Source organism: Paractinoplanes maris (assembly GCF_023544465.1).
Lineage (GTDB): Bacteria > Actinomycetota > Actinomycetes > Mycobacteriales > Micromonosporaceae > Actinoplanes > Actinoplanes maris.
Map to the genome: position 1 here is coordinate 665045 of NZ_JALPVL010000002.1, position 14646 is coordinate 679690.

At 69.8% G+C, this 14646-nt stretch carries 8 protein-coding genes and 1 pseudogene; 3 read left to right on the forward strand and 6 right to left on the reverse strand.

Annotated elements, in window-relative coordinates; genetic code table 11:
* Nucleotides 1-159: 159 nt before the first annotated feature.
* Nucleotides 160-1353, forward strand: a complete 1194-nt coding sequence (locus NAG42_RS08030) for a DNA polymerase III subunit delta' (protein ID WP_250029170.1) — start codon at nucleotides 160-162, stop codon at nucleotides 1351-1353.
* Nucleotides 1354-1647: 294 nt separating this feature from the next.
* On the opposite strand, the pseudogene tmk reads toward NAG42_RS08030, so the two are convergent.
* Nucleotides 1648-3834: pseudogene (tmk, locus tag NAG42_RS08035) on the reverse strand (dTMP kinase); the annotation flags it as partial.
* Between the two features lie 200 nt (nucleotides 3835-4034).
* Between tmk and NAG42_RS08040 the strand changes: the two are divergent.
* Nucleotides 4035-5240: an amino acid deaminase/aldolase gene (locus NAG42_RS08040; protein WP_250029172.1), complete on the forward strand. Its 1206-nt coding sequence runs from the start codon at nucleotides 4035-4037 to the stop codon at nucleotides 5238-5240.
* Between the two features lie 4 nt (nucleotides 5241-5244).
* Here NAG42_RS08040 and NAG42_RS08045 read toward each other — a convergent pair whose 3' ends face one another.
* Entirely contained in the window at nucleotides 5245-5874 is a 630-nt protein-coding gene (locus NAG42_RS08045; RefSeq protein WP_250029173.1) for a TetR/AcrR family transcriptional regulator, read from the reverse strand.
* A 138-nt stretch (nucleotides 5875-6012) separates the two neighbouring features.
* Between NAG42_RS08045 and NAG42_RS08050 the strand changes: the two genes are divergently transcribed.
* Complete coding sequence (locus tag NAG42_RS08050; RefSeq protein ID WP_250029174.1) at nucleotides 6013-7314, forward strand: D-arabinono-1,4-lactone oxidase; 1302 nt, start codon at nucleotides 6013-6015, stop codon at nucleotides 7312-7314.
* A 1-nt stretch (nucleotide 7315) separates the two neighbouring features.
* On the opposite strand, the gene topA is transcribed toward NAG42_RS08050, so the two are convergent.
* The 4 genes from topA to NAG42_RS08070 all read right to left on the reverse strand — a co-directional run bounded on the left by topA (nucleotide 7316) and on the right by NAG42_RS08070 (nucleotide 14397).
* Nucleotides 7316-10123, reverse strand: coding sequence for a type I DNA topoisomerase (topA, locus tag NAG42_RS08055; protein ID WP_250029175.1), 2808 nt, complete (start codon nucleotides 10121-10123; stop codon nucleotides 7316-7318).
* A 200-nt stretch (nucleotides 10124-10323) separates the two neighbouring features.
* A complete protein-coding gene (locus NAG42_RS45460) occupies nucleotides 10324-11439 on the reverse strand; it encodes an ICP22 family protein (RefSeq protein ID WP_438872375.1) in 1116 nt (371 codons plus the stop codon).
* Nucleotide 11440: 1 nt separating this feature from the next.
* The gene (locus tag NAG42_RS08065) at nucleotides 11441-11971 is read right to left on the reverse strand and encodes a hypothetical protein (RefSeq protein WP_250029176.1); all 531 of its coding nucleotides are present in this window, start codon (nucleotides 11969-11971) and stop codon (nucleotides 11441-11443) included.
* A 92-nt stretch (nucleotides 11972-12063) separates the two neighbouring features.
* Nucleotides 12064-14397: a sodium-translocating pyrophosphatase gene (locus NAG42_RS08070; RefSeq protein ID WP_250029177.1), complete on the reverse strand. Its 2334-nt coding sequence runs from the start codon at nucleotides 14395-14397 to the stop codon at nucleotides 12064-12066.
* Nucleotides 14398-14646 lie beyond the last annotated feature (249 nt).

A 14646-nucleotide genomic window follows, 5' to 3' on the forward strand; every position in this document is an offset into this window, starting at 1 on the left:
AGGCTCCTCACCGTGGGTCAGCGCGCCGTCGCGTACCGGGACCAGACCGTACCCGTAAGAGTGACGCCTTCGCTACGGCAGGTTTTCCACTGTGGATAAGTGGCGGCCGCTGTCCACAGGGCGAACTTTCTGTCGGAGGCGCGCAATACCATCAGTGCCGTGAGTGACGTCTTCGCCGATCTGGTGGGTCAGGACGACCCGGTGGCCACGCTGCGCCTGGCTGCGGCGGCGGCCGCCCGAGTTGTGGCCGGTGAGCAGGTGCCGGCCGGCGCGATGACCCATGCCTGGATCTTCACGGGTCCGCCGGGCAGCGGCCGCTCGGTGGCCGCGCGCGCGTTCGCGGCGGCGCTCGAGTGCGAGCGCGGCGGGGTCGGTTGCGGCGAGTGTCACGGCTGCCACACCACGCTGGGCAAAACCCATGCCGACGTCCGTTTTGTCGTGCCCGAGGGTTTGTCGATCGGCGTCAACGACATGCGCACGCTGGTGTTGCGGGCGGCGAGCGCGCCGTCCGGCGGCCGGTGGCAGGTCGTCGTGATCGAGGATGCCGACCGCCTCACCGAGCAGGCGGGCAACGCTCTGCTCAAGGCGATCGAGGAGCCGCCACCACGCACGGTGTTCCTTCTTTGCACGCCGTCGACCCACCCCGACGACATCTCGGTGACGATCCGGTCGCGCTGCCGAGTGGTGGCGCTCCGGCAGCCGCCGGCCGAGGCGGTGGCCGAGGTTCTGACGCGTCGCGACGGCATCGCGCCGGATGTGGCCGCCTGGGCTGCGGCCGCGGCCCAGGGGCATGTCGGGCGGGCGAAGCGGCTGGCCAATGATCCCGAGGCCCGCGGGCGGCGAGAGGCTGTGCTGTCGGTGCCGCGGCGGCTGACCGGGGTGGGCGCCTGCTTCGAGGCCGCGAGCGCGCTGATCAAGGCGGCCGAGGCTGAGGCAGCGGGGCTGCTCGTCGAGACCGATGCTTCCGAGCGGGCTTCGCTGGAGCAGGCGCTCGGCGCCGGTGGCACCGGTCGTGGCGCGGCCGGTGCGATGCGAGGCGCGGCCGGTCAACTCAAAGAGCTAGAGCGCCGCCAGAAATCCCGTGCCACCCGCTCGAAGCGGGACGCGCTCGACCGTGCGCTGGTCGATCTGGCCGGCTTCTACCGCGATGTGCTGATCACCAACCTGCACGCTCCGGTCGGCGTCGTGCACACCGATGTGGCCACGCAGTCGGAGGCGGCAGCCGACAAGTGGTCGCCCGAGAGTGCCCTGCGCCGTCTGGAGGCAGTTCTGGCCTGCCGCCAGGCCATCGACGAGAACGTCAAGCCCGAGATCGCCGTGGAGGCCATGATGCTCAACCTGTGGCGCGGCTGACCCGGGTCAGTGCCGGGTGACGCGGCTCGGGCCGTCGGGGGTCTCGTCGTCGTTGATGCCGAGCAGCTCCGCCATCTCCTCGAGCGGCGGCTCCTCGCCTTGACCATTGCGCCCCGGCGACACCGACGCCCGGTCGCGGTCGAGCCCGGCCGCAGACCGCCCACCGGCGTCCGGGCGAGCCGGCCCAACCACATCGGCACCCGAGCGGCCTGACCCAACCGCGTCGGCTTCCGGGATGGCCGGCACAACAGCGTCGGCATCCGAGCGGGCTGGCACACCCGCATCAGCATCCGAACGGCCCGACACAACCATGTCGGGATCCGGGCGGGAGGAGGCGGCTGCGTCGGTATGCGGGCGGGAGGAGGGGGCTGCGTCGGAGTGGGGATGGGTCGGGGCTTCGAAATGTCTGGAGTCGGGGTGGAGGTCGGGGGCGTCCAGGTCGGGGCCGGGGGGAACGGCTGTGGAGGCCGGGGCCGGGGCCGGGTGGGCGATGTCGGCGGCTCCGAGGAGGGGCGTCAGGCGGGTGCTGACGGCGGCGGTGATCTCGTCGGCCGGGCGGGCCGCGTCGAGGACCAGGTAGCGCTTCGGGTCGGCGGCGGCCAGGTCGAGGAACGCGTAGCGGACGCGCTCGTGGAACGAACGGGACTCGCTCTCCAGGCGGTCGGTGCCCTCGCCGCGGGCGTCGACCCGGTTGAGGCCGACGCCGGGGTCGACGTCGAGCAGCACGACCAGGTCGGGTTTGAGGCCGCCGGTCGCCCAGGAGGACAGCCAGGAGATCTCGGTTACCGGGAGGGTGCGGCCCGCTCCCTGGTAGGCCAGGGACGAGTCGACGTAGCGGTCGCTGATGACCACCGCGCCGCGGGCCAGGGCCGGGCGGACGACGGTGGCGACGTGGTGGGCGCGGTCGGCCGCATACAGCAGGGCCTCGGCCCGGGCCGACGGGGTCTCGCTTTTGTCGAGCACCAGCTGGCGGATGCGGGCGCCCACGTCGGTGGCGCCGGGCTCGCGGGTGACCACGACGTCGCGGCCCTCGGCGGTCAGCGCGTCGGCCAGGCGGGTGACCTGGGTCGACTTGCCGGCACCCTCACCGCCCTCGAAGACCACGAAGACGCCGCTGCGCACGAACTGCTCGGCCGGTGACAGCGGGCGTCCGCGGATCGAGCCCCACAGGTCGGCCAGGACGGGCACGCCGCGTTTGTCGTCCATCTGGCGGAACGAGCTGATGCCGACGAACACGCCCAGCGCACCGGCGACCAGCAGCAGGACGCGGGTGAAGGAGATGTCGAAGCTGAGTGCGCCCAGGTCGAGGCGACGGGAGCTGCCCAGGCCGACCAGGAAACCGGAGAGCGTGATGGCGAGGAGCAGCACCATCCGGACGCCGATCTGGACGACGGCGAAGACCCGGCCCCGGACGGCGTCGTCGACCTCGCCGTAGAGCAGTGTCGTGCCGGCCAGGAACGCCATGCCTGCTCCGGCGCCCACCAGCAGCGCACCGACCAGGGCCATGGAGAGGTGGAAGGCGACGCCCAGGAACATCACCGAGCCGCTGGCCAGCACGATGCTCATGCCGAACCAGCGGCGCCGGGACAGCTCGCGGATGATCATCGGGCCCAGGCCGATGCCGAGCGCCAGGCCCATGAAGATGGTGCCGAAGAGGAGGTAGAACGCGGCCTCGCCGGCGCCCAGCGAGGTGGCGAAGGTCTTGGCCGCGCCGATCACCACGCCGCCCGCCGCGAACGCGCCGAAGATGCCGAGCACCAGGCCGCGCACGAGCGGGGTGGTGCCGATGTATTTCCACCCGTCCAGGAACTGGCGGGTCATGCTCTGCTGCTGGGCCTCCTGCTGCCGCTGTGAGCTCTTGCCGCCGATCTCCTTGATGCCGAAGAAGACGGTGATCGCCGTGACGAGCCGGGAGATCGCGTTGAGATAGAGGGCGATCTGCACGGGCTGGGCCCAGTCGGGCAGCGTCGCGCCGGACTGCTGGATGCCCGCGGTGAGAGCGGAGAGCGCCAGCGCGGCCAGGATCGGCGTGATGCCGTAGGTCGTGACGAGCGTGAGCTGGTTGGAGACCTCGATCCGCGATTTCGGGATGAGGTTGGGCACCGCGGCTTCCTTGGCCGGGATCCAGATCAGCGTGATCGTCTCGCCGATGAACGTGGCGATGGTCGCCCAGGCCACGGTGACGCCGGGTGAGCCACCGAACAGCGGGACCAGCGGGATGGAGCCGTAGAAGACGAATCGGATGAGGTCGGTGATGACCATGGTGTAGCGGCGGTCGAACCGGTCGGCGAAGACACCGGCGATCGGGCCGAGCAGCAGGGCGGGCAGCAGGCGGACGGCGATCGTGCCACCGAACGCGGCGCCCTGGCCGGCGCTGCTCTGGAACTGGGCCGCGGCGAAGATGCCGGTGGCCAGCAGACCGATCCAGTCACCGAAGGAGGCCAGGCCGAGGACGAGCCAGAGACGGCGGAAGGGCCGGATGCGCAGCACCGAGCGCAGCGCTGCCGCACCGGACAGGTCAACCGGTCCGGAGTCCCGCTTTTCGCTGTCGATGGCCGTACCTCCCGTGGATTGTGCAGGTGCACTCTATCGGGCGCCCACACGTGGCCAGGGGACCCTCGTTCGGGTATCGAAGAAGTGAAGAGGTTTCGCATTGCCGGTAACGGCGATACGGTGCTGGCGTGATCGCAGATCGGACGACCCTCCAGGAGCGGCTCGACCGGGCCACGGCCGGTCTCGAGACGCCGGTCGCGGTGGTCGACCTGGCGGCCTTCGACGACAACGCCGATCAATTGGCCGCGCGGTCGCAGGGCAAGCCGCTGCGGGTCGCCAGCAAGTCCGTACGCTGCCGCACGCTGCTGGAACGCGTGCTGGCCCGCCCGGGGTGGCGCGGCGTGATGGCGTACACGGTGCCGGAGGCGATCTGGCTGGTGCGCTCCGGCCTCACCGATGACGTCCTGGTGGCGTACCCGTCGGCCGATCGCACCGCCCTGCGCGAGCTGACCACCGACCCCAAGCTGGCCGCGGCCATCACGATCATGGTGGACCACCCGTCGCATCTCGATCTGGTCGATCAGGTGACGCCTCCGGGTGACCGCCCGGCGGTGCGTCTCTGTCTGGATCTCGACTCGTCGTGGCGTCCCGCCGGGCCGCTGCACCTGGGCGTACGCCGTTCCCCGGTGCACTCGGCCGGTCAGGCCGCCTCGCTGGCCCGCCGGCTGGTCGCGCGGCCGGGATTCGCCCTGGTCGCGATGATGTCCTACGAGGCGCAGATCGCCGGGCTGGGTGACCTGCCGCCCGGTCAGGCCCTGCGCGGCCGGGCGATCCGCCTGATGCAGTCGCGCTCGTTCCCCGAGATCCTCCGGCGCCGGGCCGACGCCGTGGCGGCCGTCCGCGAGCACGCCGACCTCGAGTTCGTCAACGCGGGCGGCACCGGCAGCGTGGCCGCCAGCGGCGCCGATCCCGTGGTCACCGAGGTCACCGCCGGCTCCGGTCTGTACGGCCCGACGCTGTTCGACGCGTACACCGCATGGCGCCCGACGCCGGCCGCGTTCTTCGCGCTGAGCGTCGTGCGCCGCCCGGCGCCGCGCATCGCCACCGTGCTCGGTGGCGGCTGGATCGCCTCCGGACCGGCCGAGACCTCCCGGCAGCCGACCCCCTACCTGCCCGCCGGCCTCAAGTTCAAGCCGGACGAGGGCCCCGGCGAGGTGCAGACGCCGCTGGTCGGCGCGGTGGCCGACACGCTGCGCCCGGGCGACCGGGTCTGGTTCCGTCACGCCAAGGCCGGCGAGCTGTGCGAGCACGTCAACGAGTTGCAACTGATCGACGGCGAGTCAGCGACGCCGGCCCCGACGTACCGGGGGGAAGGTCATGCTTTCCTGGGGTGACCGGTCAGGCGGTCACGTGGCGGTGCAGGTATTCCCTGATCAAGGCCTTGGCCTCGGTCAGGACGGACTCGTCGCCGTTCGTGTCGCGCCGGAACGCCAGCTTGATCAGCGCGTCCGCCGCCTCGACCGAGATCTCCAGGGAGAACCGCAGTCGCGCCCTGTCCATCAACTGGAACTGGTCGACCAGCAGCTCGGCCAGGCGCTCGGCGATGACCGCGTTGTTGTCGCGTTCGACGTCGAGCAGGTGCACGTCGACCACGTCGCCGAAGTGCAGCGTGCGGAAGCCGGCCACCGACCGGTGCATCTGGATGAAGATGTCGATCGCCGCGTCCACGCCGTCCCACCAGTGGGCGAACGTCTCGCGGCCGAAGCGGTCGGACAGACCCTGCAGATACGCGTCCATGTTGCGCATCGCCAGTGCCTGGACGATCGCCCTCTTGTCCGGGAAGAACTGGTAGACCGAGCCGATGGCGACCTCGGCTCGCTCGGCGAGAAGCGTCGTGGTCAGCCCCTCATAGCCGACCTCGTCGACAAGCTCGGCGCAGGCGTCGAGCATGCGCTGGACCCGGGCAACGCTTCTGCCCTGCACCGGGACACGCCGCAGCGGCCCGGTGGTGACGGTTGGTGTCGACACGCGTCGCCACTCCCTCTCAGCAGTGATAATCGGAACGTTACTCGGATCAACGAGCGAGACGCATCGACGGGACGCGCGGGGTGCGCGGCATTACCGGTTTTGTGCGACTGTCCGCTCGTACGGAGGACAAGGGCTTAAATGACGATCCCCCGCAACGCCCGACGCTGGATCAATTGGGGCGGCAACCAGCAGTCACTCGCCGTAGATGTTCTGACCCCTGGCACTGTCGACGAGGTGGTGGCCCACGTCAAGGAGGCGTCGGGAACCGGACGCCGGGTGAAGGTCGTCGGCAGCGGCCACTCCTTCACCGCGATCGCCGTGGCCGATGATCAGCGGCTGTTGCTGGACCGGCTGACCGACCTCGTCGCCGTCGACGGACCGCTGGTCACGGTGCAGGCCGGGATGCCGTTGCGGAAGCTCAACGAGACGCTGGCCCGGCACGGTCTGGCCATGCCCAACCTGGGTGACATCGACGCGCAGACGGTGGCCGGGGCCATCTCCACCGGCACGCACGGCACCGGGATCACCCACACGACCCTGGCCGCGTGCGTCGAGGCCGTCAAGATCGTCACTGGCAGTGGTGATCTGCTCAGCGCCGTCAAAGGTGACGAGATCTTCCCGGCCGTTCAGCTCGGCATCGGCGCGCTCGGCATCCTGACCGAGGTGACGCTGCGCTGCGTGCCGGCGTTCACCCTGCTGGCTGACGAGCGGCCGATGGCGCTGACCGATGTGCTGGCCGGGCTCGACGAGTGGATCCCGAGCAACGAGCACGTCGAGTTCTACTGGTATCCGTACACCGATCGCGCGCAGCTCAAGCGCAACAACAAAGTCACCGAGAACGACCGGCCGTTGTCGTCGTTCCGCGGCTGGCTGGACGACGACTTCCTGTCCAACACCGTCTGGGAGGGTGTCTGCCGTCTCGGCCGGCGGGTCCCGGCGGTCGTGCCGTCCATCCAGTCGATCGCCGCCCGGGCGCTCACCGCGCGGACGTACACCGAGCGCTCCGACCGGGTCTTCTGCACGCCACGACGGGTCCACTTCACCGAGATGGAGTACGAGATCCCGCGCGAAGCCCTGCCCGAGGCCCTCGGCGCCCTACCGAAGATCATCGACGGGCTGCCGTTCAAGGTGCAGTTCCCGGTCGAGGTGCGGTTCACCGGGCCGGACGACGTCTGGCTCAGTCACGGGTACGGGCGTGAGTCGGCGTATGTGGCGGTGCACCAGTTCACCGGCGCGCCCTACGAGCCCTACTTCCAGGCCTTCGAGGCGGTCTGCCGGCCTCTGGGCGGGCGGCCGCACTGGGGCAAACTGCATTACCGTACGGCTGAGGATCTGCGCCCGGTCTATCCGAAGTTCGACGACTTCGTGGCCGTGCGCGACCGCCTCGACCCGGCCCGGGTCTTTACCAACGAATACCTGGACCGGGTGCTCGGCGTCTGAATTACTCCGCGCCGGCCGTGGCCTTGGCCGGAGCCGCCTTCTTGGCCGCGGCCTTGGCGGGCGTCGCCTTCTTCGCCGCGGCCTTCTTGGCCGGTGTGGCCTTCTTGGCCGCCGCCTTCTTGGCCGGCGCGTCGGCTGCCTTCTTGGCCGGAGCCTTCTTGGCCGCGCGCTTCTTGGGCGCCGGTCCCTTGGCCCGCTTCTCGGCCAGCATCTCCGACGCCTGCTCGATCGTCAGGTTCTCGGGGGTCTGGTCGCCGCGCAGCGAGGCGTTGAACTCGCCGTCGGTCACATAGGGGCCGAACCGGCCGTCCTTGATGACCATCGGCTTCTCGGTCACCGGGTCGGCGCCCATCTCGCGCAGCGGCGGCTTGGCTGCGCCACGCCCGCGGGTCTTCGGCGCGGCCAGCAGCGCCAGCGCCTCGTCGAGGGTGACCGTGAAGAGCTGCTCCTCGGTGGCCAGCGACCGCGAGTCGGTGCCGCGCTGCACGTACGGGCCGTAGCGCCCGTTCTTGGCGGTGATCTCGTTGCCCTCGGGGTCCTTACCGACGACCCGGGGCAGCGAGAGCAGCTGGATCGCCTGCTCGAGGGTGAGCGTGTTGGGCGTCTGCGAGCGGAACAACGAGCCGCGCCGCTCGCCGCTCTCGACATAGGGCCCAAACCGGCCGGACTTGAGCACGACGGCCTGACCGGTCTGCGGGTCGTCACCGAGGCTGCGCTCGCCGCTGCCACCGAGGAAGAGCTCCTCGACCTTCTCCGGGGTCAGCTCGTCGGGAGCGACGCCCTCGGGGATCGAGACCCGGTTGCTGGGGTCGTTCGTCTGCTCCTCGGTCGCGCCCGGCACCTGGCGTTGCAGGTAGGGACCGTACCGTCCGACCCGGACGACGATGTGCCGTCCCTCGTCGTCGTCGAAGAGCGGGATCGAGTTGATCAGGCGGGCGTCGATGGTGCTGAGGTTCTCGGTGACCATCTTGCGCAGGCCGCCGGCCCGGGCGATCTCGTCGTCCTCACCGGCTTTCTGGCTGCCGAAGTAGAACGCGGTGAGGAAGTCGAGCGAGGCGTGGTCGCCCCCGGCGATGCCGTCGAGATCGTTCTCCATGGCGGCGGTGAAGCCGTAGTCGACCAGGCGCGGGTAGTGCGTCTCCATCAGGTTGACCACCGCGAACGCGATGAACGTGGGGATCAGCGCCTGACCGCGCTTCTCGACGTAACCCCGGTCCTGGATCGTCTGCATGATCGACGAGTAGGTCGAGGGGCGGCCGATGCCGAGCTCTTCCATGGCCTTGACCAGCGAGGCCTCGGTGTAGCGGGCCGGCGGGCTGGTGTGGTGACCCGCGGGGGTCAGCTCGTCGGCGCTCAGCGGCTGGTCCTTGACCAGGTTGGGCAGGCGCCGCTCGGCGTCCTCGGCCTCGGCGTTCTCGTCGTCGGAGGACTCGACGTAGGCCCGGAGGAAACCGGGGTCGGTGATCGTCTTACCGGTCGCGCCGAAGTCCACCTCCTCCTGCGCGGAGGAGACGGCCCGGATGCGCACGGAGATCGAGTTGCCGACCGCGTCGGTCATCTGCGAGGCGACCGTACGCCGCCAGATGAGCTCATAGAGGCGGAATTCATCGCCGGACAGGTCGTTGGCCACCTCGGCCGGCGTGCGGAACGAGTCACCGGCGGGCCGGATCGCCTCGTGCGCCTCCTGCGCGTTCTTGACCTTGCCGGTGTAGCGGCGCGGCTCCGGCGGCACGCTGCGCTCGCCGTACAGCTCGGCGATCTGCCGGCGGGCGGCCGCGATGGCCGTCTCCGACAGGTTGACCGAGTCGGTCCTCATGTATGTGATGTAGCCGTTCTCATACAGGCGCTGAGCGGTGCGCATCGCCTGGGCCGACGACATGCGCAGCTTGCGGGCGGCCTCCTGCTGCAGCGTCGAGGTGATGAACGGCGCGTACGGGCGGCGACGGTACGGCTTCTCCTCGACCCGGGTGACGGCGAAGGCCTGATCCTCGAGCCGGGCGGCCAATCCACGGGCGCCGGCCTCGTCGAGCTGGACGACGGCGGCGCCCGGCTTGAGACGGCCGGTGGTCGCCTCGAAATCCTTGCCGGTGGCGATGCGGTCGCCGTTGAGGGCGATCAGCGTCGCGTTGAACTGGCGCGGGCCCTCGACCTGCCCCTGGACGGCCAGCAGGGCGTTGATGTCCCAATACTCCGCGGTGCGGAACGCCATGCGCTGGCGCTCGCGCTCGACCACGATGCGGGTCGCCACGGACTGGACGCGGCCGGCCGAGAGTTTCGGCATGACCTTTTTCCAGAGGACCGGGCTGACCTCGTAGCCGTAGAGGCGGTCGAGGATGCGGCGGGCCTCCTGCGCGTCGACGAGGTTCTGGTCGATCTGACGCGGGTTGGCCACGGCGGCCTGGATCGCGGGCCTGGTGATCTCGTGGAACACCATGCGGAAGACCGGGACCTTGGGCTTGATCGTCTCGAGCAGGTGCCAGGCGATGGCCTCGCCCTCGCGGTCCTCATCGGTGGCGAGGAAGATCTCGTCGACTTCCTTGGCCATCTTCTTGAGCTTGGCGATCTGCTGCTTGCGGTCAGCCGAGATCACGTAGAGCGGGTGGAAGCCGTTGTCGACATCGACGCCCAGCCGGGCCCACGACTCGCCCTTGTATTGCTCGGGCACCTCGTCGGCATTTTTGGGCAGGTCACGGACATGGCCGATGGAGGCCTCGACCAAATAGTCGGGGCCCAGATAACCGGCGATCGTCTTGGCCTTCGACGGGGACTCGACGATGACCAAGCGGGTCGTCCTGGCGTCACTCGGCACGGCACTCCCAAACTTCGCTCACAACTCGGCGTTCCGCCATCCGGACCGGCGGAGCACAGACTTTCAACGTAACGCGCCGGACGGGCACACATTCCCCGGCTGCCCCGGACTCGGATGGTAACGGTCCGGCCACCGTATGCCTCCGACGGCGACACCGTACACCGGGAACATGCTGTCGTGTCGCACACAATCCAGGAAGATCATGCAGCCGCGCCCCCTGGCCACAGCCCGGCGGGGGCTGCTTCCGGCCGCTCGCCGACCAGCTCAGCCAGCCGGGCGACCCGCTTCTTGCCGATCAACAAATATTGTCGTCCGTCATCCGATATCTGCCCGGCGAGACCGGCTCGCACCAGCGCCGCGTCGATCTCCGTCACGTCCTTGGCCGGGTCGAGGCCGAGCGCGTAACCACCGGGGATCGGCTCACCGGCGGCGGCCACCCACAGGCGCAGGCGGGGGCCGCTGAGGAACAGCTGCGCGGCGGCCTGCGGCCAGGCTTGCGCAAGACCGTTCAACCTCCGGGAGTACGCCGTCAGGACCTCGAACCGGGGAACCGACTTTTCCGGCTTCTCCTCCTCGGAGTCGATCAACTCCGACGATTCCGCAGCCGGCGACGGCCCGGGCGATTCCGATTCCGGCCCCCGCTCTTGCGACGGCGATGGCTCCTGCGACGGCTCGGGCTCCTGCGACGGCCCCGGCCCCGATGATTCCGGGTCCTGCGACTCCGGCTCCGGGGATTCCAAATCCTGCGACTCCAGGTCCAGGGATTCCAGGTCCTGCGACTCCAGGTCCTGCGACTCCAGGTCCTGCGACTCCGGGTACTGCGACTCCGGGTCCTGTGATTCCGGTGACTCGAAGTCGTCGGTCGGGTCCGACGGGGTGGATGGTGCGCTCCGGTGAGAAGCTGCCGCGGAGGTGTGGCCGCCAGAGGCCGGGTTCGCGAAGGCCCGCGGGGACCCGACGTCGCGTACATCTTCGTCCCGGGCTTGATCTTGCCTTTGCTCTTGATCGTCGGCCGGACGCCAGTGGACCACCAGACCGCGGACGACCAGCTCGGCGACCAGGACGTGGACCCGCCACGCGCCCTCGACCGCGACCGAGACGCGGGCCGTGCCGCCCATGCGGCCGAGATGACCGGGACCGGCGAGCAGGCCGGCCAGATCGGCGGGGGACGGCTCGGTGGTCTCGGCGCCGAAGAACGGGAGCTGACGACCGGCGTCGGCCGATGGCGCCGGACGCGGAGGAGCGGGTCGTTTGGCAGCCGGGACCGGCGCGGGCAGCACCTCGCGCGGGATCAGCGGCCACCCCGTCTCGGTCATCTCACCGGCACTCGGGCACTTCGTCGAACGCCGACTTGAGCTCGACCGAATTGAGGTTGCTGGTGTCGAGGCTGCTCGCCTGGTAATCGCTCTGCAACTGCTCGACGACCTTGCTGACGTGCTGATAGAAGGTCTCGGCGGGCGCGGTCGCGAGGCCCTCGACGCCGGTCTTGGCCTTGGCGTAGGCGTCGCGGGTGGCGGCCAGCGAACCGGTGAAGCCGTCGGCGATCTGGGCGCCGTTGTCCACGTCGGGCACCCCGGCCTTGACGACCCCGGCGCGGGCCCGCTCACTCGCGTCCTCGGCCCCGCCGAACAGGCGCATCAGGTTTTCCTTGGCCTGACCGGGCGTGGTCGCGGTCTCCATCTGCTGCTGGGTGCGCGTGGTCAGGGAGCCGATCTCGGTGCGCCAGGGCTCGAGGGTGGTGCACACCGAGGCGGCCCACGCTCGGGCGTTGGGGGCGCCGGAACAGCCCGCTATCGATGCCACGAGCACGAGAAGAGCCAGCAATGCGAGGGGTCGGGCCGGGCGCATGGGAAGCAGCGTACGGGCAAGGTCTGACAACCTCATCTATGGTGCGGGGCACCCGGCGATCGCCGGATGCCCCGCGGGGTTCACTGCGGTTGTCAGGCGGTGATCTTCGTGGTCGGCGTCGAGGTGCTCGACGGGGTGTCGTCGCCCATGGAGATCGGCTTGCGCTTGCTCCACACCACGGCGCCGGCGACGATCAGCGCGGCCGCGACCGCGATGGTGATGCGCAGCGCGTTGTTCTGCTCGTCGCCGATGCTCCAGGCCACGACGGCCGGGGCGATCAGCAGCGAGACCAGGTTCATCACCTTGAGCAGCGGGTTGATGGCCGGGCCGGCGGTGTCCTTGAAGGGGTCACCGACGGTGTCACCGATGATGGTCGCCTCGTGCGCCTCGGAGCCCTTGCCACCGAAGTTGCCGTCCTCGACCAGCTTCTTGGCGTTGTCCCAGGCCCCACCGGAGTTGGACAGGAAGACCGCCATCACCGTGCCGGTGCCGATCGCACCGGCCAGGTAGGACGCGAGCGCGCCGGCGCCCAGGCCGAAGCCGACCGCGATCGGCGCCAGGATCGCCAGCAGACCCGGGGTGAGCAGCTCACGCTGCGCGTCGCGGGTGCAGATGTCGACCACCCGGCCGTACTCGGGCCGCTGGGTGCGGTCCATGATGCCCGGGAACTCGCGGAACTGGCGGCGGACCTCCATGACGACCGCGCCCGCCGAGCGGGACACGGCGTTGATGGCGAGGCCGGAGAAGAGGAACACCACGGCCGCGCCGATCAGCAGGCCGACGAGGTTGCGCGGGTTCGCGATGTTGAGCAGACCGAGGATCTCGTTGCCGACCTGGTCGGCGTCGATGCCGGCGTCGGCCAGCGAGGTGGCCAGGCTGTTGGTGTACGAGCCGAACAGCGCGGTCGCGGCGAGTACGGCGGTCGCGATCGCGATGCCCTTGGTGATCGCCTTGGTGGTGTTGCCGACCGCGTCGAGCTCGGTGAGGATCTGCGCGCCCTTCTCGTCGACGTCGCCGGACATCTCGGCGATGCCCTGCGCGTTGTCCGAGATCGGGCCGAAGGTGTCCATCGCGACGATGACGCCGACCGTGGTCAGCAGGCCGGTGCCGGCCAGGGCGACCGCGAACAGCGACAGGGTCAGCGACGAGCCACCCAGCAGGAACGCGCCGTAGACGCCGGCGCCGAGCAGCAGTGCCGAATAGACGGCGGACTCGAGGCCGACGCTGATGCCGGCCAGCACGACGGTGGCCGCACCGGTCTGCGACGACTTGCCGATGTCCTGCACCGGGCGACGGTTGGTCTCGGTGAAGTAGCCGGTCAGCGCCTGGATGGCGGCGGCCAGCACGATACCGATGACGACCGCGCCGACCGCGATCCAGCGGGGGTCACGGCCGCTGTTGAGGATGTCGGGGGCGATGCTCTCGTCCTGGAAACCGGCGAACGTCGACGGGAGGTAGAGGAAGCTGACCACCGCGACGGCGATGGCCGCGAGAGCCGCGGAGATGTAGAACGCCCGGTTGATGGCGGTCAGACCGTTGCGGTCGCTCGGGCGGAGCCGGGTGATGAAGACGCCGACGATGGCGATCACGACACCGACCGTCGAGACGATCAGGGGGAAGATCAGGCCGTCCTGGCCGAACGCGACCTGGCCCAGGATCAGGGCCGCGACCAGGGTCACCGCGTACGACTCGAAGAGGTCGGCCGCCATGCCGGCGCAGTCACCGACGTTGTCGCCCACGTTGTCGGCGATCGTCGCGGCGTTCCGCGGGTCGTCCTCGGGGATGCCCTGCTCGACCTTGCCCACCAGGTCAGCGCCGACGTCGGCGGCCTTGGTGAAGATGCCGCCGCCGACCCGCATGAACATGGCCAGCAGCGCGGCGCCGAAGCCGAAGCCCTCGAGCACGGTCGGGGCGTCGCTCCGGAAGATCAGCACGACGAGCGCGCCGCCGAAGAGGCCCAGGCCCACCGTGAGGAAGCCGACCACACCACCGGTGCGGAAGGCGATGCCCATCGCGGTCTCGCGACCGCCCTGCTCGCCCGCCGCCGCGGCCACCCGGAGGTTGGCCCGCGTGGCGAGCGCCATGCCCGCACCGCCGATGAACGAGCTGAACACCGCGCCGACGATGAAGAAGAGCGAACGCCCGATCTTGACCCAGACCTCGTTGTCGGTGTTGTGCACCGGCAGGAGGAAGAGCAGGACGACCGCGATCACCACGAAGATGGCGAGGGTCTTGAACTGGCGGAACAGGTAGGCCGACGCGCCTTCTTGGACGGCTCCGGCGATCTCCTGCATGTTCTTGGTGCCCCGGCCGGCTTTGAGAACCGACTGGACGAACATCGCCGCGAAGCCCAGCGCGATAAGCGCGAACACCATGGCGACGATGACAAACGTGACGTTAGAACCACTTAATGAGGTCCCGGACATCAATGTCCTCCTGTACACCGACCGCGCCCGGAGCAAACGGACGAGAACGTCCGGGCGCATCCCCGTCCAAGGGGAGACGACAACTGGGCCCCGCGGCCGCGGGACCAGGAGCAGTAGCTGATAACTCGCGTACTGTAGCGGCCAACCGTGGTGCTGGTCACACCTGAATCCGGCCGTGTCGTCGTGATGTTTACCGCTGTGTTAGCAGGCGCCTGAACGGGTATGGATGTGGGTTGATATCGTCTGCGG

What these genes read in the sequence shown, in the direction of transcription:
- NAG42_RS08050 (WP_250029174.1), top strand. Translation starts at nt 6,013, where the DNA reads ATGACGATCCCCCGCAACGCCCGACGCTGGATCAATTGGGGCGGCAAC.
- NAG42_RS45460 (WP_438872375.1), bottom strand. Translation starts at nt 11,439, where the DNA reads ATGACCGAGACGGGGTGGCCGCTGATCCCGCGCGAGGTGCTGCCCGCG.
- NAG42_RS08065 (WP_250029176.1), bottom strand. Translation starts at nt 11,971, where the DNA reads ATGCGCCCGGCCCGACCCCTCGCATTGCTGGCTCTTCTCGTGCTCGTG.
- NAG42_RS08070 (WP_250029177.1), bottom strand. Translation starts at nt 14,397, where the DNA reads ATGTCCGGGACCTCATTAAGTGGTTCTAACGTCACGTTTGTCATCGTC.